General features: G+C 65.9%; 28 protein-coding genes. 17 read left to right on the forward strand and 11 right to left on the reverse strand.

Annotated elements, in window-relative coordinates; genetic code table 11:
• Positions 1-121: 121 nt before the first annotated feature.
• The 4 genes from D619_RS0101890 (at position 122) to ilvC (ending at position 4,152) form a co-directional block, all read left to right on the forward strand.
• A complete protein-coding gene (locus D619_RS0101890; RefSeq protein WP_017666862.1) occupies positions 122-313 on the forward strand; it encodes a hypothetical protein in 192 nt (63 codons plus the stop codon).
• A gap of 241 nt (positions 314-554) precedes the next feature.
• Entirely contained in the window at positions 555-2,303 is a 1,749-nt protein-coding gene (locus tag D619_RS0101895; protein WP_017666863.1) for an acetolactate synthase 3 large subunit, read from the forward strand.
• A gap of 159 nt (positions 2,304-2,462) precedes the next feature.
• The gene (gene ilvN, locus D619_RS0101900; RefSeq protein ID WP_017666864.1) at positions 2,463-2,972 is read left to right on the forward strand and encodes an acetolactate synthase small subunit; all 510 of its coding nucleotides are present in this window, start codon (positions 2,463-2,465) and stop codon (positions 2,970-2,972) included.
• 160 nt (positions 2,973-3,132) lie between these two features.
• Complete coding sequence (gene ilvC / locus D619_RS0101905; RefSeq protein WP_017666865.1) at positions 3,133-4,152, forward strand: ketol-acid reductoisomerase; 1,020 nt, start codon at positions 3,133-3,135, stop codon at positions 4,150-4,152.
• A gap of 137 nt (positions 4,153-4,289) precedes the next feature.
• Here the strand turns inward: ilvC and D619_RS15265 are convergent, their stop codons facing one another.
• Positions 4,290-4,763, reverse strand: a complete 474-nt coding sequence (locus D619_RS15265; RefSeq protein ID WP_017666866.1) for a DUF2721 domain-containing protein — start codon at positions 4,761-4,763, stop codon at positions 4,290-4,292.
• A gap of 221 nt (positions 4,764-4,984) precedes the next feature.
• Between D619_RS15265 and D619_RS0101915 the strand changes: the two genes are divergently transcribed.
• Together D619_RS0101915 and D619_RS15270 are read left to right on the forward strand one after the other, a co-directional pair.
• Positions 4,985-6,523, forward strand: coding sequence for a 2-isopropylmalate synthase (locus tag D619_RS0101915; RefSeq protein ID WP_017666867.1), 1,539 nt, complete (start codon positions 4,985-4,987; stop codon positions 6,521-6,523).
• Entirely contained in the window at positions 6,520-6,879 is a 360-nt protein-coding gene (locus D619_RS15270) for a hypothetical protein (protein ID WP_017666868.1), read from the forward strand. Before D619_RS0101915 ends, D619_RS15270 begins: the two co-directional genes overlap by 4 nt.
• Positions 6,880-7,135: 256 nt before the next feature.
• Here the strand turns inward: D619_RS15270 and D619_RS0101925 are convergent, their stop codons facing one another.
• Positions 7,136-7,642 (reverse strand): gluconokinase, encoded by a 507-nt coding sequence (locus D619_RS0101925; protein WP_017666869.1) that lies wholly within the window; start codon positions 7,640-7,642, stop codon positions 7,136-7,138.
• Between the two features lie 160 nt (positions 7,643-7,802).
• Here D619_RS0101925 and rpsF point away from each other — a divergent pair, with 160 nt between their 5' ends.
• The 7 genes from rpsF to D619_RS0101960 all read left to right on the forward strand — a co-directional run bounded on the left by rpsF (position 7,803) and on the right by D619_RS0101960 (position 11,954).
• The gene (rpsF, locus tag D619_RS0101930) at positions 7,803-8,243 is read left to right on the forward strand and encodes a 30S ribosomal protein S6 (protein ID WP_017666870.1); all 441 of its coding nucleotides are present in this window, start codon (positions 7,803-7,805) and stop codon (positions 8,241-8,243) included.
• A gap of 12 nt (positions 8,244-8,255) precedes the next feature.
• Positions 8,256-8,480: a 30S ribosomal protein S18 gene (gene rpsR / locus D619_RS0101935; RefSeq protein WP_017666871.1), complete on the forward strand. Its 225-nt coding sequence runs from the start codon at positions 8,256-8,258 to the stop codon at positions 8,478-8,480.
• A 12-nt stretch (positions 8,481-8,492) separates the two neighbouring features.
• A complete protein-coding gene (gene rplI / locus D619_RS0101940) occupies positions 8,493-9,077 on the forward strand; it encodes a 50S ribosomal protein L9 (protein WP_017666872.1) in 585 nt (194 codons plus the stop codon).
• A 93-nt stretch (positions 9,078-9,170) separates the two neighbouring features.
• The gene (locus tag D619_RS0101945; RefSeq protein WP_017666873.1) at positions 9,171-9,449 is read left to right on the forward strand and encodes a DUF3297 family protein; all 279 of its coding nucleotides are present in this window, start codon (positions 9,171-9,173) and stop codon (positions 9,447-9,449) included.
• Between the two features lie 50 nt (positions 9,450-9,499).
• Positions 9,500-10,813, forward strand: a complete 1,314-nt coding sequence (locus D619_RS0101950) for a replication-associated recombination protein A (protein WP_017666874.1) — start codon at positions 9,500-9,502, stop codon at positions 10,811-10,813.
• Positions 10,810-11,142, forward strand: a complete 333-nt coding sequence (locus D619_RS0101955) for an MmcQ/YjbR family DNA-binding protein (protein WP_017666875.1) — start codon at positions 10,810-10,812, stop codon at positions 11,140-11,142. Before D619_RS0101950 ends, D619_RS0101955 begins: the two co-directional genes overlap by 4 nt.
• Positions 11,139-11,954, forward strand: a complete 816-nt coding sequence (locus D619_RS0101960; RefSeq protein ID WP_017666876.1) for a hypothetical protein — start codon at positions 11,139-11,141, stop codon at positions 11,952-11,954. Before D619_RS0101955 ends, D619_RS0101960 begins: the two co-directional genes overlap by 4 nt.
• Here the strand turns inward: D619_RS0101960 and D619_RS0101965 are convergent.
• A complete protein-coding gene (locus D619_RS0101965; RefSeq protein WP_017666877.1) occupies positions 11,951-12,517 on the reverse strand; it encodes a VOC family protein in 567 nt (188 codons plus the stop codon). The two genes, D619_RS0101960 and D619_RS0101965, sit on opposite strands and share 4 nt — an antisense overlap.
• 99 nt (positions 12,518-12,616) lie before the next feature.
• Between D619_RS0101965 and crcB the strand changes: the two genes are divergently transcribed.
• Positions 12,617-12,994 carry a fluoride efflux transporter CrcB gene (crcB, locus tag D619_RS0101970; protein WP_026090605.1) on the forward strand — a complete coding sequence of 126 codons (378 nt, stop codon included), beginning with the start codon at positions 12,617-12,619 and terminating at the stop codon, positions 12,992-12,994.
• Positions 12,994-14,082, forward strand: a complete 1,089-nt coding sequence (locus tag D619_RS0101975) for an RluA family pseudouridine synthase (protein WP_017666879.1) — start codon at positions 12,994-12,996, stop codon at positions 14,080-14,082. The genes crcB and D619_RS0101975 overlap by 1 nt, the downstream gene beginning before the upstream one ends.
• A 49-nt stretch (positions 14,083-14,131) precedes the next feature.
• Here D619_RS0101975 and D619_RS17045 read toward each other — a convergent pair whose 3' ends face one another.
• From D619_RS17045 to D619_RS0101990, 3 genes are all read right to left on the reverse strand, one after another.
• Positions 14,132-14,725, reverse strand: a complete 594-nt coding sequence (locus D619_RS17045) for a hypothetical protein (protein ID WP_152417236.1) — start codon at positions 14,723-14,725, stop codon at positions 14,132-14,134.
• A gap of 87 nt (positions 14,726-14,812) precedes the next feature.
• Positions 14,813-15,853 carry a hypothetical protein gene (locus D619_RS0101985; protein ID WP_017666881.1) on the reverse strand — a complete coding sequence of 347 codons (1,041 nt, stop codon included), beginning with the start codon at positions 15,851-15,853 and terminating at the stop codon, positions 14,813-14,815.
• On the reverse strand, positions 15,850-16,446 hold the full coding sequence (locus tag D619_RS0101990) for a sigma-70 family RNA polymerase sigma factor (protein ID WP_017666882.1): 597 nt from the start codon (positions 16,444-16,446) through the stop codon (positions 15,850-15,852). Before D619_RS0101990 ends, D619_RS0101985 begins: the two co-directional genes overlap by 4 nt.
• 138 nt (positions 16,447-16,584) lie before the next feature.
• Between D619_RS0101990 and D619_RS0101995 the strand changes: the two genes are divergently transcribed.
• Together D619_RS0101995 and D619_RS15280 are read left to right on the forward strand one after the other, a co-directional pair.
• Entirely contained in the window at positions 16,585-17,448 is an 864-nt protein-coding gene (locus D619_RS0101995; RefSeq protein ID WP_017666883.1) for an autotransporter outer membrane beta-barrel domain-containing protein, read from the forward strand.
• Between the two features lie 165 nt (positions 17,449-17,613).
• A complete protein-coding gene (locus D619_RS15280; RefSeq protein ID WP_017666884.1) occupies positions 17,614-18,099 on the forward strand; it encodes a M23 family metallopeptidase in 486 nt (161 codons plus the stop codon).
• Between the two features lie 115 nt (positions 18,100-18,214).
• On the opposite strand, the gene pnp is transcribed toward D619_RS15280, so the two are convergent.
• From pnp to infB, 5 genes are all read right to left on the reverse strand, one after another.
• A complete protein-coding gene (gene pnp, locus D619_RS0102005; RefSeq protein ID WP_026090607.1) occupies positions 18,215-20,539 on the reverse strand; it encodes a polyribonucleotide nucleotidyltransferase in 2,325 nt (774 codons plus the stop codon).
• Positions 20,540-20,689: 150 nt separating this feature from the next.
• Positions 20,690-20,959 carry a 30S ribosomal protein S15 gene (rpsO, locus tag D619_RS0102010; protein ID WP_017666886.1) on the reverse strand — a complete coding sequence of 90 codons (270 nt, stop codon included), beginning with the start codon at positions 20,957-20,959 and terminating at the stop codon, positions 20,690-20,692.
• 12 nt (positions 20,960-20,971) lie between these two features.
• Positions 20,972-21,886: a tRNA pseudouridine(55) synthase TruB gene (truB, locus tag D619_RS0102015; RefSeq protein ID WP_033372796.1), complete on the reverse strand. Its 915-nt coding sequence runs from the start codon at positions 21,884-21,886 to the stop codon at positions 20,972-20,974.
• Positions 21,867-22,325: a 30S ribosome-binding factor RbfA gene (rbfA, locus tag D619_RS0102020; protein ID WP_017666888.1), complete on the reverse strand. Its 459-nt coding sequence runs from the start codon at positions 22,323-22,325 to the stop codon at positions 21,867-21,869. Before rbfA ends, truB begins: the two co-directional genes overlap by 20 nt.
• Positions 22,326-22,395: 70 nt before the next feature.
• Positions 22,396-25,134 carry a translation initiation factor IF-2 gene (infB, locus tag D619_RS0102025; RefSeq protein ID WP_017666889.1) on the reverse strand — a complete coding sequence of 913 codons (2,739 nt, stop codon included), beginning with the start codon at positions 25,132-25,134 and terminating at the stop codon, positions 22,396-22,398.
• Between the last annotated feature and the right edge of the window lie 8 nt (positions 25,135-25,142).

The following is a 25,142-nucleotide window of genomic DNA, read 5'->3' on the forward strand; positions in this document are numbered from 1 at the left end:
GGCATCGTCATGCTGCAGTGCGATCTAGAGTTTGTATCAGGCGCTTGGGGGATGTGTTTTGAAGCCGTTTGTGGTTCTGACCTTGGCTCTACTGTTCGTCCAACCGGCGGCAGCAACCAGCATGGTCCAGCCGCGGCCGCTGGCCGTGACCTGCGCCCCCGACACCGCCGATTGCCAGCCCGCCGCCGCAGCGCCGGTTGCAGACGATAGCGCCATGAGCCCCGGCCAGATCGTGGCGGGCCTGGCCGGGCTGCTTGTGCTGGGCCTGGTGTTCGGCCGCCGCCGTTCCGCGCTGCCGCAGGTGGGTTGTTGATCTGCGGGCCGATTCCGCCTGATCCCGGCCCACACGGCATTCATCCCCCTTCTTCGCCGAGGCCAGCCGCACCAGCCGTTGGCCCTTTTTGCTCCCCGGGCACGACCCACCCATCAGAGAATTACCGAAAATCGCCCCATTCGGTATTTTAATTACGCAAATAGCGGTTGACCTGCCATTTTCCTTCCCATAACAGCAGTCCGCCGCTGCATCGCGGCCGATTTTGCGTGGGATAGAGATCATGGGCACGGAAATGACCGGCGCCGACATCGTTGTGCAGGCCCTCACCGATCTGGGTGTGGAGGTGGTGTTTGGCTACCCCGGCGGCGCCGTGCTGCCGATTTATGATGCGCTGTTCAAGCAGAGCCGCATCCGCCACATCCTCGTGCGCCATGAACAGGCCGCCGTGCATGCCGCCGAAGGCTATGCGCGCGCTTCGGGCAAGGTCGGCGTCGTGCTGGTCACCTCCGGCCCCGGCGCCACCAACGCCGTCACTGGCATCACCGATGCGCTGATGGATTCGATTCCGCTGGTGGTCCTCACCGGCCAGGTGCCGACGCATCTCATTGGCACCGATGCCTTCCAGGAATGCGACACGGTGGGCATCACCCGCCACTGTTCCAAGCATAATTATCTGGTGAAGGAGACGGCGAAGCTCGGCCCCGTCCTGCACGAGGCCTTCTATATCGCCCGCTCCGGTCGGCCCGGTCCGGTGGTGATCGATATCCCCAAGGACGTGCAGATCATGAGGGCCGGCTATGCCAAGCCCGGCGTGATCAGCCACAAGACCTACAAGCCGCAGGTGAAGGGCGATCTGACTGCCATCGAGGCCGCCGTGGAGATGCTGGCAGCGGCAGAGCGACCGATTCTCTACACTGGTGGCGGCGTGATCAACTCCGGCCCGGTGGCGAGCCAGTTGCTGCGCGAGCTGGCCAAGGCCTGTGGCGCGCCGGTGACGAGCACGCTGATGGGCCTGGGCTCGCTGCCCGATGATCACCCGCAGTTCCTCGGCATGCTGGGCATGCACGGCAGTTACGAAGCCAATATGGCGATGAACAAGTGCGACCTGATGGTCTGCCTTGGCGCGCGGTTCGATGATCGCGTGACCGGCCGGCTGGATGCGTTCAGCCCCAACAGCCGCAAGATCCATGTCGATATCGATCGCTCCAGCTTCAACAAGACGGTGCGGGTTGATCTGGCCATCCAGGGCGATGTTGGCAGCGTGATGGAAGACATGCTGAAGGTGTGGCGCGCGCGCGGGCACCGGGCGGCCGATCAGAAGCCGTGGTGGGAACAGATCAAGGGCTGGCGCGCGCGCAACAGCTTCGGCTTCGAACAGAAGGGTGAGGCGCTGCTGCCGCAGAAGGCCATTCAGCGCTTGTATGAGATGACCAGGGCGAAAAAGCCGATCATCTCCACGGAAGTTGGCCAGCACCAGATGTGGGCGGCGCAGCATTTCGGCTTCCATGAGCCGAACAAGTGGCTGACCTCGGGGGGGCTCGGCACCATGGGTTATGGCTTGCCGGCGGCGATCGGTGCGCAGCTGGCATTTCCGGGCGCGCTGGTGATCGATATCGCCGGTGAAGCCAGCATCCAGATGAACATCCAGGAACTCGGCACGGCGACGCAATATCGCCTGCCGGTGAAGATCTTCATCATCAACAACGAATATATGGGCATGGTGCGCCAGTGGCAGGAGCTGAACCACGGCGGGCGGTATAGCGAAAGCTACTCCGACAGCCTGCCCGATTTCGTGAAGCTGGCGGAAGCCTATGGCTGGAAGGGCATCACCATCGACGGGCCGGATGATCTGGATGCTGGCATTCAGGCGATGATCGATCACCCCGGCCCGGTGGTGGTGGATTGCCGGGTGGCGAAACTCGCCAACTGCTTCCCGATGATCCCGTCGGGCGCGGCGCACACCGATATGATCCTGTCGGCCGCTGATGAGCGCGGCGAGGCGGATGACGATGCAAAGGCGCTGGTGTGATGATGGGACACATGAACATCACCTCTCCCCGTCGGGGAGAGGTCGAGAGACGGCGAAGCCGGCCCGGGAGAGGGGTGGCACATGTGGTGATGGGCGCGGCCCCTCTCCCGCCGCGCTGGCGCGCGAGTCGACCTCTCCCCGGCGGGGAGAGGTGAGAACATGAAACATCTCCCCTCCGAACGACACACGCTGTCGATCCTGGTTGATAACGAGGCCGGTGTGCTGGCCCGCATTGTCGGCCTGTTCTCGGCGCGCGGCTATAATATCGAGAGCCTGACCGTTGCCGACGTCTCCGACGATCACGCCGTGTCCCGCATCACCGTGGTCACCAACGGCCCGCCGCCGGTGATTGACCAGATCATGGCGCAACTTGATCGGCTGGTGCCGGTGCACAAGGTGGTGGACCTCACCGATTGGGGCCCGCACGTGGAGCGCGAGATGGCGCTGGTGAAGGTGGCCGGCACCGGGGACAAGCGCGTCGAGGCGCTGCGCCTGGCCGACATTTTCCGCGCCCGGCCGGTGGACACCAGCACGGCCAGTTTCGTGTTCGAAGTGTCCGGTTCGTCCGAGAAAGTGAACCAGTTCATCACGTTGATGCGGGAGGTTGGCCTGGTCGAGGTTGCCCGCACCGGCGTTGTGGCCATCGCCCGCGGGGCGGAGGCGGTCTAGCAAATCTCCCCTCCCTGCAAGGGAGGGGCCGGGGGAGGGTGCGAGGCAAAGCCGAGCCCTTTCCCCACCGAACCCGGAAGGTCGGGCCTGGCGGCGCAGACCCTCCCCCAGCCCCTCCCTTTGCAAGGGAGGGGAGCAGGAATGAGAAGAAGGAACTCCAATGCGCGTTTATTATGATGCCGATGCCGATGTCGGCCTGATCAAGGGCAAAAAAGTCGCCATCGTCGGCTATGGCAGCCAGGGCCATGCCCATGCGCAGAATCTGCGCGATTCCGGCGTGAGCGAAGTGGCCATCGCGCTGCGCGCCGGTTCGGCTACCGCGAAGAAGGCGGAAGGCGCCGGCTTCAAGGTGCTGAGCAATGCCGAAGCTGCAGCCTGGGCCGATGTGATCATGGTGCTGGCACCCGATGAGCATCAGGCCGCCATCTATGCCGAAGATCTCGGCCCCAACATGAAGCCGGGCGCGGCGCTGGCCTTCGCGCACGGTCTCAACGTGCATTTCCAGCTGATCGAGCCGCGCGCCGATATCGACGTGTTCATGATCGCGCCCAAGGGCCCCGGCCACACGGTGCGCAGCGAATATCAGAAGGGCGGCGGCGTGCCCTGCCTGATCGCCATCCACCAGGATGCCAGCGGCAACGCGCATGATGTGGCGCTGAGCTACGCCTCGGCCATCGGCGGTGGCCGGTCGGGCGTGATCCAGACCAGCTTCAAGGAAGAGTGCGAAACCGATCTGTTCGGCGAACAGGCCGTGCTGTGCGGCGGCCTCACCCACCTGATCCAGGCCGGCTTCGAAACGCTGGTCGAGGCCGGTTACGCGCCGGAAATGGCCTATTTCGAGTGCCTGCACGAAGTGAAGCTGATCGTTGACCTGATGTATGAAGGCGGCATCGCCAACATGCGCTATTCGATCAGCAACACCGCCGAATATGGCGATATCACCACCGGCCCGCGCATCATCACGCCGGAAACCAAGGCCGAAATGAAGCGCGTGCTGGCTGATATCCAGGGCGGCCGGTTCGTGAAGAACTTCATCCTCGACAACCGCGCCGGCCAGCCGGAGCTGAAGGCCAGCCGCATCGCCGCCAAGGCGCACCCGATCGAGGAAGTCGGTTCGCGGTTGCGGGCGATGATGCCGTGGATCGCGAAGAACCAGCTGGTGGACAAGGCCCGCAATTAATCGCAGCCGCCCGAGCGCGCGTGCCGCGCGCCGACTCCGGCAAGATCGGACGGCGAGCGAAAAGGGCGGCCCCAACAGGCCGCCCTTTTTGACTCGTCCGACGGCGCGGCTTGGCCGCGACGCCCTTTCTTTCTCTGCTATTCACTCGCCGGGCCCCGCTCGCTGATCATCGCCGCCGCCCGCACCCGCACGCTGCGCAGGGCCAGCTGCACTTCCCACAGGAACAGGCTCAGCCCGCCGGTCAGCAGCAGGGTCGCAGCGATGAACAGCCACGCGATGGCAGCGTTGAGGCGAAAGCCGGCGAGTTGTTCGACAAACAGCAGAACGATGACGCAGCACACCAGCAAGGCCGCCAGGATGCACAGCGCAATCGCCCAGTTGGCCGCTGTCATCCGCCCGGCGAGCACGGCGAGATCGTCCAGGGCGATGCGGCGGCGCTGTTCGGGATATTCGGCCATGTGGGCTTCCAGGTGGCGGGCGCGATCCACAACGCGCGACAGGCGCTGCACCATCACGTTGAGCATCCCGGCGATGGCGGTGAGCAGGAACACGGGTGCCAGCGCGCTCTGGATGGCCGAACCGACCGTATCGGCAGAGAAGATGGTTTCCATGCCGCCTTCATGCCCGCAATGGCGGCAAGAGCAAGGCGGCATCTTGCGCCGGCGGGCGCTTTCGTGGCATTAGCTGCCTATGGCTTTCCAATCGGCCCTTCTGCGTCTGCGACTTACACGCCCTCGGGCGTGACGCTGGCTGCTGGGCATTGTCCCTCGGCCGCGCGCCTTGAGGGGATGAACCTGACAACTGCAACCAAAGCATTCAGACAGGCAGTGCCATGACCAACCATATCCGCATTTTCGACACCACCTTGCGCGACGGAGAACAATCCCCCGGCTGCTCGATGAATCTCGAGGAAAAACTGAAAGTCGCAGCGCAATTGGAAGCGTTGGGCGTTGATATCATCGAAGCCGGGTTTGCCATCGCCAGTGAAGGCGATTTCGAAGCCGTGCAGGCCGTCGCCAATCTGTGCGACACCGCCATTGTCGCCAGCCTGGCCCGCGCCAGCGCCGCCGATATCGAACGGGCGTGGGCCGCGCTGAAAGGCGCCAGGCAGCCGCGCATCCATACCTTCATCGCGACATCGCCGCTGCACATGAAGGTGAAGCTGAACAAGTCGCCGGAAGAGGTGCTGGAGGCGATCCGGCAATCGGTGAGCCTGGCACGCAACCTGTGCGGCGATGTCGAATGGTCGGCCGAGGACGCCACCCGTTCCGATCCGGATTTCCTGTGCCGGGCGGTGGAAACGGCGATTCTTTCGGGCGCCAGCACCATCAACCTGCCCGACACGGTGGGCTATGCGACGCCCGAAACCTATGGCGCCATGTTCAAGGACGTCATCACCCGCGTGCCCAATGCGGACCAGGCGATCTTCTCCACCCATTGCCACAATGATCTGGGCCTCGCCGTTGCCAACACGCTCTCGGCGATCATGGCCGGCGCCCGCCAGGTGGAAGCCACGATCAACGGCATCGGCGAACGCGCCGGCAATGCCGCCATCGAGGAAATCGCCATGGCGCTGAAGGTGCGCCACGACGTGATGCCCTACGAAACCCGCATCGTCTCCACCGAAATCACCCGCGCCAGCCGGCTGGTCAGCGGCGTGACCGGCATGGCGGTGCAGGCCAACAAGGCGATCGTGGGCGCCAACGCCTTCGCGCATGAAAGCGGCATCCACCAGGATGGCATGCTGAAGGATTCGTCCACCTACGAGATCATGACGCCCGACAGCGTTGGCCAGGGTGCGACCAACCTCGTGCTGGGCAAGCATTCGGGCCGCGCCGCCTTCCGGTCAAAGTTGGCGGAAATGGGCTATGATCTGTCGGACAACGAGTTCGGCGATGCCTTCAAGCGCTTCAAGGATCTGGCCGACGCCAAGAAGCAGGTGTTCGACGAGGATATCGTCGCGCTGGTCGACGATGAAGTGCTGCGCGGGCACGACCGCATCCAGGTGACCGAGGTCGAGGTCTATTGCGGCAGCAATGGGCCGCAGCGGGCGATCCTGACGCTCAGCATCGACGGCGAGGAAGTGACGGCGGCGACCCGCGGCAATGGCCCGGTCGATGCGCTGTTCAATGCCATCCGCAAGCTGGTGCCGCACGATGATGCCGTGCTGAACCTCTATCAGGTCCACGCCGTCACCGCCGGCACCGACGCCCAGGCCGAAGTGAGCGTGGTGCTGGCCGAACATGGCCGCACCGTGCGCGGCACCGGCGCCCACACCGATACGCTGGTCGCCTCAGCACGGGCCTATGTGAACGCGCTCAACAAATTGATCGTGAAGCGCGGCAAGTCGGCGCTCAGCGCGGCGGGGTGAGCCGGCAGCTGATCATCGTCTACAACGCCAATGCCGGTCTGCTGGCGGGCGCGATGGACAGCATCCACAAGCTGTTCGCGCCCGCCACCTACCCCTGCAAGCTGTGCGCGCTCACCTATGGGCTGATTGGCATGAAGGGCGAGTGGCGGCGGTTTCTGGTCGGGCTGGGCATGGAATTGATCTTTCACCACCGCCCCGATTTCCGCATGGCCTATCCGGCGCAGGCCGATTGGCCGCTGCCGCTGATCGCTGTGGCCGATACAGGCGGGATGAAGCAGCTGGTGAGCGTGGTGGATTTCGACGACATCGCCGATCTGCCGGCCCTGATCGCCCTGGTGCGCGAACGGCTGGGCTGAAGAAGGACGAGGGGCCTCCGGCGGGCAGGTACGCAGTCCCTGTACCCGTTGGTTTTTGGGTGACCCATTCCCAAAAATCGCCCGTCATGCTGGCGCAGGCCAGCATCCAGCTTGCCACGCAGCGCCCGTGCGGCTGCGGCAGAACCTTGCGCAACGGTGGATGCTGGCCTGCGCCAGCATGACGACGAATTGTAGAGTATGGGCCGCCCAAAAACGAAAGTGGGTGCAGGGGCTCAGCCCCTGCCCGCCGGAGGCGCTAACCTCCTAAATCAGCCAAAGCTGATACGACCGCTGCAACTTGCCGCGCGGTGGGCCAATCGGCCTCGACGCTGAGCGCCGGTTCGTCTGGACCGGGCACTTCCAATATCGCGAACTGGCTGGCCGTCAGGCTGGCCGGCCAGAAATGATCGGGCCGCTGTGCGGCGCGGGCGGTGGCGAGTTCGGGCGTGATGTGGATCAGCACATAGCGCACGCTTGGGTGGGCGGCGTAGAGCGTGTCGCGGTAGGCGCGTTTCAGGGCCGAAGCGCTGATGACACCGCCGGCATCGCCCCACTCCGCCAGTTGTGCCGCGCAGGCCGCCAGCCACGGCGCGCGGTCTTCATCGGTGAGCGGCTGCCCGGCGGCCATCTTCGTCTTGTTGGCCGGCGGGTGCAGATCATCGCCGTCGCGAAACGCCACGCCGAGCGTATCGGCCAGTGCGGCGGCCAGCGTAGTCTTGCCGCAACCGGCGACGCCGCCGACAACGATGAGGGGAAGGGCCATGGCGGCGCTTGTCTCACACCGGGGAATCGCTTGCAATCGGTGGGTGCTTGCGCCATACGCGCCGCTTCTTCGTGCCGGGCTCGCCCTGCGCGGGGAAAAGACGCCAGCCGGAGGGGCGTGGGCATTGGGCCCCGTCAACGATCGGCACGAGGAGAGAGAAATGCCGTTTTACGAGCATGTCTTCCTGGCGCGTCAGGACCTGACGACTGCGCAGGTTGAGACGCTGACGGAAGGCTTCACCAAGGTTCTGGCCGAAGGCAAGGGCCAGGTTGCGAGCAGCGAATATTGGGGCCTGCGCACGCTGGCCTATCGCATCGCCAAGAACCGCAAGGCCCATTATGTGATGCTCAACATCGACGCTCCGGCTGCGGCCGTGGCCGAAATGGAGCGCCAGGTTGGCCTCAACGAAGATATCATCCGTTCCATGACCATCCGTGTTGATGCGCTGTCGGGTGAACCGTCGGCGATGACCCGCCGTGGCGGTGACCGTGAAGGTGGCCGCGAAGGCGGTCGTGAAGGCCGTGAAGGCCGTGGTGATCGTGATGGCGCCCCGCGCGGTGAAGGCCGCGGCGAACGCCCGCGCCGCGAACCGCGCGCTTAAGGGAGGGATCAGATGGGACGTCCGTTTTTCCGCCGCCGCAAGTCGTGCCCCTTCGCGGGTCCGAATGCCCCCGCCATCGATTACAAGGACGTGCGCCTGTTGCAGGGCTTCGTTTCTGAACGTGGCAAGATCGTTCCGGCCCGCATCACCGCGGTTTCGGCCAAGAAGCAGCGCGAACTGGCCAAGGCCATCAAGCGCGCCCGCCACCTGGGCCTGCTGCCCTATCTGGTGAAGTGAGGAGCGCAAGCCATGCATGTCATCCTGCTTGAACGCGTCGAAAAGCTTGGCACCATTGGCGATGTCGTCAATGTGAAGCCGGGTTTCGCCCGCAACTTCCTGCTGCCGCGCGGCAAGGCGCTGCGCGCGACCGAAGCCAACAAGGCCAAGTTCGAAGCCGATCGCGCCCGCATCGAGGCCGACAACGCCAAGCGCCGCGACATCGCCCGCGCCGAATCGCGTGATCTCGAAGGCGCCAGCGTGGTGATGATCCGCGCCGCCTCGGGCACCGGCCAGCTTTATGGTTCGGTCGCGGCCCGCGATCTGGCCGAAGCGCTGACCAACGGTGGCCACAAGGCCCACAAGAACCAGATCGTGCTCGACAAGCCGATCAAGACCCTGGGCGTGCACGACGTGAAGGTCGCGCTGCACCCGGAAGTCGTGGTGATGGTCAAGGTCAACATCGCTCGTTCGGCCGAAGAAGCCGAGTTGCAGGCCAAGGGTGTGGACATTGCTGCCACTGCCGAGCGCGAGGAAGCGGGCTTCACTGAAGCCTTTGATCCGAACGCCGAACCCGGCACCCTGCCGATGGACGAAGCGCCGGCCGAAGAAGCCTGATCGTCCTGATGCACTGAAAAACGGGGTCGCAACTGCAAGGTTGCGGCCCCTTTTTCTTGCCCGCCGGCCCGCTTGCGCCTATGGAACCCGCCCATGACTGACACGCCCGAAACCGCCCCGGAAGCGCCTGCCGCGATCACTGACACGCCGCCGGATCGCCTGAGTGTGAACCCGCGCAGCGAATTTCATGATTGGGATCTGCTGCGCCGCGGCGTGGGCATCCGCTACAACGGTGTCGAGCGCACCAATGTCGAGGAATATTGCATTTCCGAAGGCTGGATCCGCGTCGCCGCTGGCAAGAGCCTGGATCGCAAGGGCAACCCGCTCACCATCAAGCTGTCGGGCACGGTCGAGGCCTGGTACAAGAGCTGAGCTTGCATGACCGGCCGCTTCGGCGCGACAAGCAGGCGTGACAAGCAATTATGGCCGATCTGTTCCCCGCCGCTGAAGACTCCGTGACGCCGGCCGGAGCGCCGCTGGCTGAACAGCTGCGTCCGCGCACCCTTGCCGAAGTGGTGGGTCAGGATCATCTTACCGGCACCGATGGCGCCATCACCCGCATGGTGGCCGCCGGCAGCCTGTCCAGCCTGATCTTCTGGGGGCCGCCGGGAACCGGCAAGACCACCATTGCGCGGCTGCTTGCCGCTTCCTGCGGCATGCGCTTTGTCGCCATTTCCGCCGTGTTTGCCGGCGTGGCTGATTTGAAGAAGCTGTTTGCCGAGGCGCGCGAGGCGGCACGGGCGGGCCAGCGCACACTGTTGTTCGTTGATGAAATCCACCGCTTCAACCGCGCCCAGCAGGATGGGTTCCTGGGGCCGATGGAGGATGGCACGATCACGCTGGTCGGTGCCACCACGGAGAATCCGAGTTTCGAGCTGAACGCCGCCATCCTCTCCCGCGCCCGCGTGCTGATCGTGCGGCGGCTGGACGAAGCGGCGTTGGCCGATCTGCTCCTTCGAGCCGAAGCCCATGTGGGTACTGTGCTGCCGGTGACGGACGACGCCCGCGCCGCGCTGATCGCGTCGGCCGATGGCGATGGCCGCTTCCTGCTCGGCCAGGCCGAAAGCCTGTTTGCGTTGGGCGCGGTGGAGCCGATGGCACCGGCCGATCTCGCTGCCTTCCTGCATCGGCGCATGCCGGTCTATGACAAGGACCGCGAGGGCCATTACGGGCTGATTTCGGCGCTGCACAAAAGCTTGCGCGGCTCCGATCCCGATGCCGCCCTCTACTGGCTGGCGCGCATGCTGGTGGCCGGCGAGGAGCCGCTCTACCTGCTGCGCCGCTTGGTGCGCTTTGCCAGCGAGGATATCGGCTTGGCTGACAGCAATGCGCTGCGCGTCTGCCTCGATGCCAAGGATGCCTATGATTTTCTCGGCAGCCCGGAAGGCGAACTGGCCATCGTCCACGCCTGCCTCTATCTCGCCACCGCGCCCAAATCCAATGCCGCCTATGTGGCAGAGAAAGCCGCCAAGAAGCTGGCGGCCAGCACCGGCTCGCTCACCCCGCCGGCCCACATCCTCAACGCCCCGACAAAGCTGATGAAGGAACTGGGTTATGGCCAGGGCTATGCCTATGACCATGACGCGCCCGATGGCTTTTCCGGTCAGGATTACTGGCCTGACGGCATGGCGGCGCAATCGCTCTACACGCCCAGCCCACGCGGCACCGAAGCCCGCATCGCCGAGCGCCTGGCCGAATGGGCGCGGCGGCGGGCGGCCCTGAAGGGCGGCGCATGACCTGGGATGATGTGCTGGCATTGGCGCTGGCGCTGCCCGGTGCCACACGCGGGACCAGCTATGGCCGCGATGCGGTGCTGGTGCGCGGCAAGATGTTCGTGGTCATCGGCAAGGAACCCGATCATATCGTGCTGCGCGCCGGGCTGGACGAGGTCGAGATGCTGATCGCCACCGATCCCGCCTGTTTCTACCAGACCCCGCATTATGTCGGCTGGCCCGCCGTGCTGGCCCGGCTGGCCACGGCTGATCCGGACCGCATCGCCGTGCTGGTGGAGCGGGCCTGGGCCGGCCACGCCTCCGCCGCCCAGCGCAAGGCGCGCGGTTTGTGAGGTTCAGCCGCTTCGTCGGCATCGACTGGTCGGGCGCGAAGGGGGTGAAGCATCCTTCGGTGCAGGTCGCACTGTGCGAAGCCGGCGATGCGGCGCCCGAACTGGTGCTGCCGCCGTCGGGCGTGTGGTCACGCGGCGGCGTGCTCGACTGGTTGGGCGGGCTTTCCGGTGATGTGCTGGTCGGCATGGATGCCGGCTTCGGCTTTGCCGCGGTGCCGCCGTTCGACCAGCCCGCGCGCGACCTGTGGGCCGAGGTGGAGGCGGTGTGTGTGGCCGAGGCCGATCTGGGCGGCCATGGCTTTATCCCGCATCGGCGCGACTCCTTCTGGTTGGGCAAGGATGACGGCCCGCGCCACCTGCGCGCGCATTTGCGGGTAACGGAACAGGTCTACAAGGCGAGCGGACTAGGCGTGCCGACCTCCAATTTCGTGCTGCTTGGCGCGTCCCAGGTGGGCAAGGCAACGCTCGCCGCGATGCGGCTGCTGCATCAGTTGCAATGGCCGGTGTGGCCCTTCGATCCATTACCCGCCTCAGGCCCGGTCATCCTCGAAATCTACGCGCAGGCCTTTGCGCGGCTCGGCGGCTTTCGCGGCAAGCTGCGTGACCTGGAGAGCCTCAATGCCGCGCTGTCTCGTCACGGCAGTCAGCCCATGCCCGCCGTTTTCCCGGGCCATTTCGCCGATCATGTTGGCGATGCCATCATCACGGCGGCCGGCCTGCGCGCCATCGCTCCTCAGGCGCACTGGTGGCAGCCGGCGGCGCTCACCCCGGCGATTGCGACCATGGAAGGCTGGACGTTCGGAATCGTCTAGAGGCCGTGCGTGGCCGGGATGGGCGACGGCGGGCCATCGGGCATCACCAGCAGTTCGGCTTCGTTGGCGCCAGCCTCGGCTCGGGCCAGCAGCGCATCCGGATCCCAGATCACGCCCACCGGATTGGCCGCCATCGCCGGGCCGGCCATGAAGGCGTTGGCCTCTGCCACCGTCAGCGCGTCGGCCTGGAATTCCATGCGGTTGCCATCGGGATCGGCATAATAGAGCGACAATGTGGGCCCGTGATGGACCGGCCAGTAAGGCAGGATGCCTTCCGCTTTCAGCCGCTTGTAGGTCGCAAGCAGGTCGTGGGCGCTGGCAAAGGTCCAGGCGACATGGTTGACCCCGATCTCGCCGCGCGATCCGGCATCGGCAGCGCCGGGCCGCATCAGCTCCAGATTGGCGAAGGCAAAACGGTGATGCTCTTCATCGAACGTCAGGAAGGCCAATGCCGGATCGCGGTGCACGACATGGGCCTGGAAGACGGTTTCGTACCAGCGGATCATGCGATCATATTGGCGTGTCTGATAGACGACATGGGCAAGTGTACGCGGCTTGGTCATGCTGAATCCCCCCGATCAATCCGGCGCCATGCTGCGCCCGTGCGGCGGCGTTGGCAATATCGGGCCGATGCCGCTAAGGGGATGGCGATGAACCCCACCATGCCCCATCTGCTGCTGGTTGCCCTTGGCGGCGGGATCGGCACGGCGCTGCGCTATGGCGTTGGCCGCTGGGCGATTGCCGTGCTGGGCCCGGGCTTTCCGTTCGGGACGTTTGCGGTCAACATCATCGGCGGCTTCCTGATGGGCCTGCTGGCCGGCTGGCTGGCGCGGATGAGCAGCGGGGCCGAGGAGCTGCGCCTGCTGCTTGGCGTTGGCGTGCTTGGCGGCTTCACCACCTTCTCGGCGTTCAGCCTGGAAATCTACAACATGATCACCCGCGCCGAAATCGCGCTGGCGGCCGCCTATGCCGTGTCCAGTGTGGCCGGCTCTGTGCTGGCCGTGCTGGCCGGCGTGTGGCTGATGCGAGGAATGGCCTGATGCCGACTGCCACCATAGCAGAGGATGACGACGGCATCCGGCTGGACCGCTGGTTCCAGCGCCACACCAAAGACATCAGTTTCAACATCGTGTCGCGCTGGTCCAAATCGGGCGTGGTGCGGCTGGATGGCGCCAAGGCCGGCCCCGGCGATCGGATTGCCGCCGGGCAAACGCTGACCTGGCCGGAGGAATTGCCGGTGCCGGTGGCGACGAGGCCCACCGAAAAACCGCGCGAACCGCTGAGCGAAGCGCAGATCGAGTATATGCGCGCCATGGTGCTGCACATGGATGCGCACGCCATCGTGATCAACAAGCCGCCGGGCCTGGCGACGCAGGGCGGCACCAAGCAGCCAACCAGCGTGGATGCCATGCTGGATGCGCTGCAGTTTGATGCGCCGTCGCGGCCGCGGCTGGTGCACCGGCTGGACAAGGACACATCCGGCGTCCTCCTGCTGGCGCGCAATGCCAAGGCGGCGGCCTTCTTCAGCAAGGAATTCGCCGGCCGCGAGGCACGGAAATCCTACTGGGCGCTTACCGTTGGCGTGCCCAAGATCGCGGCCGGCACCATCGATGCGCCGATCGGCAAGCAGCCCGGCACCGGCGGCGAGAAGATGCAAGTGGATACCGAAGCCGGGTTGAAGGCCAAGACCCGCTATCGCGTGATCGAACGCGCGGCGGGCCGGGCGGCCTGGGTAGAGTTCCTGCCCTTGACCGGGCGCACCCATCAGATCCGCGTGCACGCCGCCGCCATTGGCCACAGCCTGGTGGGCGATGGCAAATATGGCGGCAAGGAATCTTATCTGACCGGCGGGATCAGCCGCAAACTGCACCTGCACAGCCGCCGGCTGGTGATTGCCACGCCTGGCGGCGGCACGTTGGACGTGAAGGCCGAACTGCCGCCGCACATGGCCGAAAGCTGGCAAATGCTGGGTTTTGACCTGCAGCTGGGTGACATCGAAATCGTGGAACCGCCGCCGCCGCCGCTGAAGAAGCGCCGCCTCTCCAGCGCAACGAGCGGCAATCGCCGCGGTGAGCGCCGGTCACGCGGGGCGACAGACGAACCCAAGCGACCACCGCGCAAGAAATGAAAAGGGCCGGGCATGACGCCCGGCCCTTCTCGTGCCCGGCCGCTGATGATCAGCCGCGACGACCGCGCGCTGCGCCGCGTGGGCCAGCGCCGCGCGGGCCGCCGGCGCGCAGCAAGCGTTGCGGGCCGGTGGCGGTGACATTGCGGGTCACCTGGCCGTTGGCGCGGCTGGCTTGCACATTGCGGCTGGCCACGGTGGCGCCATTGGCATCCGTAATGGCGCGATCGCGGGTGGCGCTGCCCTCGCCGCGCACCAGGCTGCCATTCAGATTGTAGGTGCTGCCGTCGCGGCGGGTGATGGTGCCGCTTTCCGTGAAGCCCGTATCGGTGCGGGTGCGTTCATAGGTGCGGCCGCTTGTGCTGCCGTCAAAACCGGTCCGGCTCTGTTCAACGGCAAAGCCGTTCTCGGTGCGGGTGCGATCGGTGCTGCTGGTCATGGTGGCGCCGTCGCTCTTGCGGGTCACGCTGGTGTCGCGGCTGAAGGTGCCGGCGTCGCGATCGCGGGTTATGGTGGTGGTGCCCGACGCGCGCGCATTATCGAAATTGCGGGTGCTGGTGCCTGACGGGGCAGGGGTTGCGGTTTGCGCAAAGGCTGGGGCGGCGGCGATCAGGGCCAGAGCGGAAACGATATTCAAGATACGCATGGTGAACTCTCCCTTGAAATTGGCGGGGCGGCGTTTGCCGTCCACACCCCCTTCAACGCACGGTGCTGGTGGAATCCTTCGCGGCGCTTATCGGCGGTTGCGCGCTATCGTGTTTCGGGCCGCACGCGCAGCGCGCAATTGCTGCAGGGAGCGCAAGCGCTGAGCCTGCGCCGCGGTCAGCGTGCCGGCACTGCGGGCCTCGCGCAACGCCTTGATCTCGGCGCTGACAGCGGCGGCTTCAGGGCGGGCGGCATCGACGCCCACAGCAGCGGCGCCGTCTGGTGCCGGGCCATCGGGCGCCACCGGCGCGGCAGTGCGCGCTGACACCTGTTCGGTCACGGCGTCTGGCAAGGGCAGGCCGTCGGCGGCTGGCCGCTCGCGCGGTGGGCGCTCGGTCTGCAGCCGTTCGGCCGCTGGTCCCTCCGCTGACGGGCGCTCGGCGGGCGGACGCTCTGGCGCAATCCGCTCGATGGCCGCACGTTCGGCAACAGGGCGATCAGCCTGCCGAAGGTCAGGCGCTGCACGCGGGCTTTCGCTGCGGGCCGGCGCGGCCGCCAATGGCCGCCGGTCACGCGGCAGACGGTCGATCCGGGGCCGGTCGATCTGGGGCCGGTCGGGCAGTTGCACGCGGTCCGGCAGCCCGGCACGCGGTGCATCCACCAGTGGCGGTGAGGGCAGGCTGGCGGGCAGTTGCGGGGCGGGCGTCGGCAGGCCGGTGGTGATGCGGGCCTGTGGTGCCGCGGCTGCCGGCAACATCGGCGCCGCTACCGGGGCCGGTGTCGCCCGTCGCGGCGGGCGCGGCGCCAGCGCCGGCAGGCCGGTCACTTCGGCCAGGCGTTCCATGGCCGGGGCCAGCAATGGCGCAAACAGCGGCGTGCGCGCCAGCCCGGCGGCGACGGCAGTGGCGAGGCCCAGGCCGGCCACCACGGCGACACCGCCGCGCAGCCAGCGCACCGGTCGTCGGCGCGGTGCGGTGATCGGCGGCAAGGGCGGCACGCTGGTGGCCGCGGGCATGGCCGCCATGATGCGATCGGCCAGACCCGCCGGCATGGCTGGCGCAGCATCGCCCGCGCCCAGCAGCCGGGCCAGATCCGCATCGCTAATGGCGGGGGTGATGGCAGGGCTCATGCGCTGGTCTCCGGCAGCAGGCTGGCTGAAATACCGGCAGCGGCCAGCACCGACTTCAGCGCGGTCCGCGCGCGGATCAGCAGCGATTCAAAGGCCTTGGGGCTCAGCTCCAGCAGTTCGGCGGCCATCGGCCCGGTCAATCCTTCCCAATAGGTGAGCACGATCGCGGCGCGCTGCCGCTCCGGCAAGCTGGCGAGACAGGCCTGGATCCGGCTGGCCAGATCGGCCTCGGCCAGCAACGCATCGGCCAGCGGCGCCGGATCGGCGCGGTCGGGCAATTCGTCCATCAATTGCGGGCGTTGGCGGCGGCTGCGATCAATGGCCAGATTGGTGATCACCCGCTGCAGAAATGCGCCCACACCGCTCTGGCCCGCCTGCCAGCGCGGCGCCTGTCGCCACAAGCGGGCAAAGCCTTCCTGCACCAGATCCTCCGCTTCGCCGGCGTCGCCGGTCAGTCGCCATGCCAATCGCCACGCCGATGGGCTGTGGCGATCAACAAGCAGGCGAAAGCTGTCGGCCGCACCGCTGGCACTGGCCGCCATCAACCGGTCGTCCGAGCTGTGGCCGGAATCGTCCAGCCGCTCCATCAACATCCGCGTCTCCTGCTGACGGATTCAACGGATGGCCGCGCGCATTCCTTCGCGCCAGCAAAAAAATTCTGCGCCGCCGCGAAGGAATTTGCCGGCACCGGCGTTGAACAACCAAATAGCCGTATTTTTGGGGGAGCAGACATGAAGTTCATCTTGCCGGTTGCGTGTGTGGCGTTGGCCTTTGCCGGCGCAGCCAGCGCCCAGGAAACCGACACGCCAGGCTGGACGCTGTCGGCCAGCGGCGGCATCACCGCCGTGCAGGCGCAGGCCGATCAGCCGTTCGGATCGCTGGGCATCCGCCGCGATTTCGGCAGCGGCTGGGTCAAACTGGAAGGCACTTATGTCGGCAGCGGCGATGCGCGCGGCGCCACCATCCCGGCCGATACGTGGATCGGCACGCTTTCCGCCGGCACCTATGTGGGCAATCTCGGCCTTGATGCCTATGTCTCGGCCGGCTCGCGCTCTTTCGATGCCGCCAACTTGCGCACGCAGGCCGGCCAGCCCATCGCCGTGGACCGTTCGGGCAGCATCTTCGCCATCGGCGGTGGCATCAGCTACGATATCACCCTGGGTGAACAATTGTTCCTGTCGCCGTTCGTGGGCGTGGATTACAACAAGATCGATTTTGCCATCGCGCTGACCGGCCCGACCGGCCGCCCGATCAGCAGCCAGCGCCAATCGAGCGACGGCGTCACCGGCACGGCTGGCGTGAACCTCACCCACTTGTTTGCCAACGATGCCGGCAGCATCGGCCTTTCGGGCGCGATCAGCACCGCCAGCAATATCGCTGCGGTTGGCCAGATCGGGTTTGCCGGCCGCACCGGCGCCAACACCCCGCGCTTTGCCGACAATCCCAACCAGTCCGGCACCTGGGGCGAGCTCGGCGCCAGCCTGTCGTTCAACGCCACGAAGGCCGTGGCGATCGACCTGAGCGTGATCCAGACGGTGAGTTTCCCGTTCGGGGATACGACGGCGGGCATCGTCGGGCTGCGCTTCCGCTTCTGATCGGGGATGCTTTGCCGGCTGTTTGCGCATGTTGGCAGCCGCGAATGCAGACAGTCCCACACGAAAAGGCTGCGGGCACAGCTGCTGCAAATGCAACTGGACTCGGCATTGCCGTGGCATAAACTGTGAACGGTGATTCCACGAAGCTCGGGTGAAGGATTGCCCATGATACGCTGGCCGCTCGTTTCCAATGTGATCAGACGAGGCAGTTCTTCGAACACCTTTGGCCCGGTCAGGCGTGATGCTGATGGCAGCCCGCGCAATCACCAGGGTTGGGACTTTTTCGCACCAATTGGCACGCCGTGTTTTGCCATCGCAGATGGCAGGATCGAATTTGCCGGAGACGGCGGCGTCCAGGGCTATGGTCTGCTGGTCGTGCACAGTTTCGAATGGAACTCGGGCACATTATTTGCCGCATTCGCCCACCTCAATCGCATTGATGTGACGCAAGGCGCTGTTGTCTCGAAGGGGCAGCAGTTGGGGTTGACCGGTGACAGTGGCAATGCGCGCGGCATGACCGGCGCAGATCTGCAGCTGCATTTCGAGATCAGGACGATCGTGCGGCCGGGCAAGGGTCTGGCGGGAAGAATCAGCCCTCTGGAGATTTTTGAGCAATTGCCCATGAAGACGCCGATCATCGATCCGGTTTGAGGTCTGGTCTCATGCGGCGGCCGTAAAAGGCCGGCCAGCAACTGAAGATGGAAAAAGGGCCGCGCTTCGTTTCCGAAGCGCGGCCCCCTTTCGTTTGGCCAGTTGGCCGGCCGACTTAGTCGTCGTTGCCGGTCAGGAAACTCGGCAGACCGCCGGTGTCGCCACCCTTGTCGCCATCGCGATCGCCGCGCGGGGCGCGGTCGTCACGGCGGGGGCCGCGGTCACGGTCGCCGTCGCGGCGGGGGCCACGGTCACCACGGCCACCACGATCACCGTCACGACGCGGACCACGGTCGCCACGCGGCGGACGATCGTCGCCACCTTCACGCGGCGGGCGCGTATCGGGCAGTTCTTCGCCGGTTTCCTGATCGACCAGACGCATCGACAGCTTCACCTTGCCGCGATCATCGACGCCCAGCACCTTGATCTTCACTTCCTGGCCTTCGCTCAGCACGTCACGGACATTGGCCACACGCTCGTTCTTGATTTCCGAGATGTGGACGAGGCCGTCCTTGGGACCAAGGAAGTTCACGAAGGCGCCGAAATCAGCGAGGTTCACCACCTTGCCGGTGTAGATCTTGCCGACTTCCGGTTCGGCAACGATGCCGATGATCCAGTTGCGGGCGGCCTCGATCTGAGCCGGATCGGAGCTGCTGATCTTCACGGTGCCATCGTCTTCGATGTCGACCTTGGCGCCGGTGGTGGCGACGATCTCGCGGATCACCTTGCCGCCGGTGCCGATGATGTCGCGGATCTTGTCCTTGGCGACCTGCATCGTCTCGATGCGCGGGGCATGCGCCGACAGACCTTCGCGGGTGCTGTCCAGCGCCTTGGCCATTTCGCCGAGGATGTGGGCACGGCCTTCCTTGGCCTGGGCCAGGGCGACGCGCATGATTTCCTCGGTGATGCCGGCGACCTTGATGTCCATCTGCAGCGAGGTGACGCCATCGGACGTGCCGGCCACCTTGAAGTCCATGTCACCCAGGTGATCTTCGTCACCCAGGATGTCGCTGATCACGGCGAAATCCTTGCCTTCCAGGATCAGGCCCATGGCGATGCCGGCGCACGGGCGCTTCAGCGGCACACCGGCGTCCATGAGGGCCAGCGAACCACCGCAGACCGTGGCCATCGACGACGAGCCGTTGGACTCGGTGATGTCGGACAGCACGCGGATCGTGTAGGGGAACTCTTCCTTGGTCGGCAGCAGCGGGTGCAGCGCGCGCCACGCCAGCTTGCCATGGCCGATCTCGCGGCGCCCCGGCGCGCCGAAGCGGCCGACTTCACCCACCGAATAGGGGGGGAAGTTATAGTGCAGCATGAAGCGTTCGTAGCGCAGGCCTTCCAGGCCATCGATCATCTGTTCCGCATCGGCGGTGCCGAGCGTGGTGGTGACGATGGACTGGGTTTCGCCGCGGGTGAACAGCGCCGAACCATGGGTGCGCGGCAGGAAACCCACCATCGCTTCGATCGGACGCACCGTCCTGGTGTCGCGGCCATCGATGCGGCGGCCTTCCTTCAGGATGGCGCCACGCACGATGTCGGCTTCAAGCTTCTTGAACAGCTTGATGGCCTTCATCTGCTCCTGCGGGGTGCCATCGGCGAACACGGCCTTGGCCTTGTCCTTGGCGGCAGCCAGCGCGGCCTGGCGGGCCGACTTGCCGGACAGGCGGTAGGCGGCGTCGATATCCTTGCCGATTTCCTTCTTCAGCTTGGTCAGCATCGCCTTGTCGTCGGTGATGGCCATGTCCCAAGGATCCTTGGCGGCCTTTTCGGCAAGGCGGATGATGGCATCGATCACCGGCTGGATGCTGCGGTGGGCGAACATCACACCGTTCAGCATTTCCTCTTCCGAAAGCTCCTTGGCTTCGGATTCGACCATCATCACGGCATCGGCGGTGCCGGCGACGACGAGATCGAGGCTGCCTTCCTTCACCTGCGCCTTCGTCGGGTTCAGGATATATTCGCCGTCGACATAGCCAACGCGGGCACCGGCAATGGGCCCGAGGAACGGCACGCCCGACAGGGTGAGCGCGGCAGACGCGGCGACCATGGCCAGCACATCGGCTTCGGCTTCGCCGTCATAGCTCAGCACCTGAGCGATCACGTTGATTTCGTTGTAGAAACCTTCGGGGAACAGCGGGCGGACCGGACGATCGATCAAGCGGCTGGTGAGCGTCTCATGCTCGGTGGCGCCGCGTTCGCGCTTGAAGAAGCCGCCGGGGATACGGCCGGCAGCGGAATATTTTTCCTGGTAGTGGACGGTGAGCGGGAAGAAATCCTGGCCCTCCTTCACACTCTTGGCGGCGGTGACGGCGCACAGGACAACGGTTTCGCCCAGCGTGGCCATCACGGCGGCATCGGCCTGACGGGCAACGCGGCCGGTTTCCAGGGTCAGCGTGCGGCCGCCCCAGTTGATTTCTTCTTTGTGGATGGTGAACATTTTCATCTTTCCCTGACGAACAGGCCCTATTGCCGGTCGCCACAGCTTTGGTTGCCGCCCCTTGTGGCGGCGCCGGTTCCCGCAACGCTCATTCGCTGCGGGCCGGATAAACGAACGGCCCCGCTTGGGGGCCGTCCGGGGGGCTGAACCTTACTTGCGCAGGCCCAGCTTGGTGATCAGCGCGGTATAGCGCGCTGCATCCTTCTTCTTCAGATAATCCAGCAGCGAACGGCGCTTGTTCACCAGAACCAGCAGGCCACGACGGCTGTGATTATCCTTGGCATGAGTCTTGAAATGCTCGGTCAGGTTGGCAATGCGCTCCGACAGGATGGCGACCTGGACTTCCGGCGAACCGGTGTCGTTGGCAGCGCGGGCATTGCCGCTGATGATTTCGGCTTTCTTCTCGGCGGTCACCGACATCGTGTTACTCCTTCAGATAAGGTTGAACCCGCGCAGCACCCGCACCTCGCCCGATTGGGCCTCGACCAGCGCCACGGGAACAGAGCCGTGGACCGCGAGATGGGTGCCGTTGCTGGCTGGGTGCCCGAAAAGCCTGCGCCCCTGTTGGAGCGCCGCCGCCTCGTCGGGCGAGATGGATAGAGCCGGGATGTCGTCCAGCCCTGCCATCAATGGCAAGAGTGCCTGTTCAAGGCGAGCGCCCTGCACCAGTTCGGCCAGTTTGTCCAGCGATATCGCCTGATCCAGGGTGAACGGGCCGGAACGGGTGCGGCGCAGCATGGTCACATGGCCGACGCTGCCGATCGCGATCGCGATGTCGCGCGCGAGGCTGCGGATATAGCTGCCCTTGGAGACGAGGGTGGAGAAGGTGGCGCTGTCGGCCGTGGTGGCGACAAGTTCAATATTGTGCACGGTGATGCGGCGGGTGGCCAGCACCACCTCCTCGCCGGCACGCGCCAGCGCATAGGCGCGCTTGCCGTCCACCTTCAGCGCCGAATAGGCCGGCGGCACCTGATCCTGTGCCCCGGTAAAGCCGGGAAGGATGGCCGTGATCTGCTCTTGCGTGGGCCGCACGTCGCTGGTCGCCACCACCGCGCCTTCCGCATCGAGCGTGCTGGTCTGCGTGCCGAACTGCACCGTGAAATCATAGCCCTTGGCAGCATCGAGCATGCGGCCGGCGAGCTTGGTCGCTTCGCCCAGCGCAATCGGCAACACGCCGGTGGCGAGCGGATCGAGCGTACCGCCGTGGCCGATGCGCGGGACGGGCAGGCCGTTCGTGCGCAGGATGCGCTTCACGGCGGCCACGCCCTGCGCGCTGGACAGGGCCAGTGGCTTGTCGAGGACGATCCAGCCGTTGATTGCAGCCGGCTCAGTCGTCGCCGTCATCATCATCCAGGCTGTCGGCCAGGCTCTTCCACGGCCGGGCGCCGGGCTTTTCAGCCGGCGGCAGATCACGGGCGATTTCCGGGCGGCGCAGCACTTCGTCGATGCGGGCGCCAGCGTCATAGCTGTCGTCGCGGCGGAAGCTGAGATCGGGCGTGTATTTCGTTGCCAGCCGCTTGGCGACTTCGCCGCGCAGCCAGCCGCGATGCTGGCCCAGCGCCTTGATCACGGCTTCATCGTCGCCGTTGGAGGCTTTCACGAACACGGTGGCATGGCGCAGATCGGGCGTCACCCGCACTTCGGACACGGAAATGATGGTGCGGGTGATGATCTCGTCGCGCAGATCGCCGCGTGCGATGATTTCGGCGAGCGCGTGGCGCACCTGTTCACCGATGCGCTGCAAGCGGATCGGGCGACCCTGGGCGTCGGGTGTGGAACGGACCATGACGATTCTCCTCCCCCATCAAGGGCGGGTGTGGCGGGGGCAGGCAGGCCTGCCCCCCAGGGCGCAATCGTTAAAGATTACGTTCCTTCATTTCCACTTCGTAGGTTTCGATGATGTCCCCGGCCTTCACGTCCGACGAATCCGCCAGCGTGATGCCGCATTCCAGGCCGGCCTTCACTTCGGCCACATCGTCCTTGAAGCGACGCAGCGAGGCGATGGAGCCGGTGTAGATGATGACATCGTCGCGCATGACGCGGGCACGCAGCGCCTTCTTGATATAGCCTTCGGTGACGCGCAGACCCGCCGCCTTGCCGACCTTGCCGGCCTGGAAGACTTCCAGCACCTGGGCGCGGCCCACGACCGTTTCGAACGCTTCGGGGCCGAGCTGGCCCGCCATGCCGGCCTTCACGTCGTCGATCAGATCATAGATCACGTCATAATATTTCAGCGCCACGCCATCGCGCTGGGCGATTTCGCGGGCCTTGGCATTGGCACGCACATTGAAGCCGATCACCGGCGCGCCCGAAGCCTTGGCCAGGGTGACATCACTTTCGGTGATGCCGCCAGTGCTGGCCAGCAGCACCTTGGCACGGATCAGATCGTTGCCAACCTTCGACACCGCACCGGCGATGGCTTCGGCCGAACCTTGCGTATCGGCCTTGATGACCAGCGGGAATTCCTGGACCTTCTTGGCGCGCAGCACCGAGAACATGTCTTCCAGATTGGCCGGGCCGTTGCCGGCGGTGCGCTTGGCGGTGGCAAGGCCGGCACGATAATCGGCGACTTCGCGGGCGCGGGCTTCGTTTTCCACCACGGTCACGACATCGCCGGCCTGCGGCACGCCGCCCAGGCCCAGCACTTCGACCGCGGTCGACGGACCGGCTTCCTTCACGGTTTCGCCCTTGTCGTCGACCATGGCGCGCACGCGGCCCCATTCCTGGCCCATGACAAAGATGTCGCCGCGCTTGAGGGTGCCGCGCCGCACCAGCACGGTGGCAAGCGGACCCTTGCCCTTGTCGAGCTTGGCCTCGATAACCGTGCCTTCGGCCGGGCGATCCGGGTTGGCCTTCAGTTCGGAAACTTCGGCGAGCAGCAGGATCTTCTCGAGCAGCTCATCGAGGCCGGTCTTCTTGATGGCGGAGATTTCCACGTCCATCACGTCGCCGCCCATTTCCTCGACCTGCACATCCTGCTGCAGGAGGGCGGTGCGGATGCGCTGCGCGTCGGCGCCGGGCTTGTCCATCTTGTTGATGGCGACGATCATCGGCACGCCGGCCGCCTTGGTGTGCTGAATGGCTTCGATGGTCTGTGGCATGATGCCATCGTCCCACGCCACCACCAGCACCACGATATCGGTGATGCTGGCACCGCGCGCGCGCATCGAGGTGAAGGCCTCGTGGCCCGGCGTGTCGAGGAAGGTGATCTTCTGCTTGTCCTTCGTCGTCACCTGATAGGCGCCGATATGCTGGGTGATGCCGCCGGCTTCACCCTTCACGACGTTGGTGCCGCGCAGGGAATCGAGCAGGCTGGTCTTGCCGTGATCGACATGGCCCATGATGGTGACGACCGGCGGACGTGGGCTGAGATCCTCGTCAATGTCGACTTCCCCGACCATGCCCTTTTCAACATCGCTTTCCGACACGCGGATGATGTTGTGGCCGAATTCGGTCAGCACCAGTTCGGCGGTGTCCTGATCGATCTCATCCACTGCGGCCGACGGCACGCCGAGGCGGGCGAGCAGGCGCACGACATTGCTGGTGCGTTCGGCCATGCGGTTGGCCAGTTCCTGCACGGTGATCATGTCGGGCACGGTCACATCGCGGACCTGCTTGGCCTGACTGCCCAGGCGGCCGCGTTCCTTTTCGCGGGCCCGGCGCAGCGCGGCGAGACTGCGCACGCGGGTGTTGCCTTCATCATCCAGCGCGCGGGTGACGGTGAGCTTGCCCGACTTGCGGCGATCATCAGCGACCTTGAGGCGCGGCGACTTCGGCGCTTCCGGCTTGCGGCCCGGAATGATGCGCACGCGCATGCTGTCGTCATCATCGTCCACCACGTCGGTGGGCAGCACCAGACCGCCACCGGGGCCGGCTTCCGGCACCGGATCGGGACGGGTGGCGAGTTCTTCCTCGCGCAGCCTTTTCTCCTCGATGCGACGACGCTCTTCCTCTTCGCGGGCGGCGCGTTCCTGATCCTCGCGGATGCGGACTTCTTCCAGCAGGCGCAGACGTTCTTCCTCGGCCTGGCGCTGGTACATGGCGGCCAGTTCGGAAGGGGTCATGCGGCCGCGCGGCGGCTGCGGTGCTGCGGCACGCGGCGCGGCCGGACGGGCCGCCGCAGGCGTCGGGGCACGCGGGGCAGACTTGGCTTCCGGGGCCGGGGTCGGTTCGACCTTGGTTTCGGGTGCGGGCGCAGCCGGTTCCGCCGCCTTGGCTTCCGGTTTTGGCGGTGCCGGCGCGCGTTCGACCGGGCGGAACATCACCGGCGGCGGCATTTGCGGACGCGGTGCCGGCGGTTCCACCGGTACGGCGGGTGCGGCGGCGACGGGCGCAGCCGGTGTTGGTGCCGGCGGCGCCGGGCGCGGTGCCGGGGCCGGCGCAGGGGCTGCAGCAGCGGGAACGGGTGCCGGGGCCGGCTCAGGCGCTGGGGCGGGATCGCCGGGACGGTGCAGCACGCGGGCGCGCTTCACCTCCACCACGACCTGCTTTGAACGGCCGTGGCTGAATTGCTGCTTTACCTGGCCCACCGGGACGGACTTGTTCAGGCCGAGGGGGGCACGGGTGCCAAGCTTGGGTTTGTTGTCGTCACTCATAATCCGCC

The sequence above is a fragment of the Sandarakinorhabdus sp. AAP62 genome (genome assembly GCF_000331225.1).
Lineage (GTDB): Bacteria > Pseudomonadota > Alphaproteobacteria > Sphingomonadales > Sphingomonadaceae > Sandarakinorhabdus.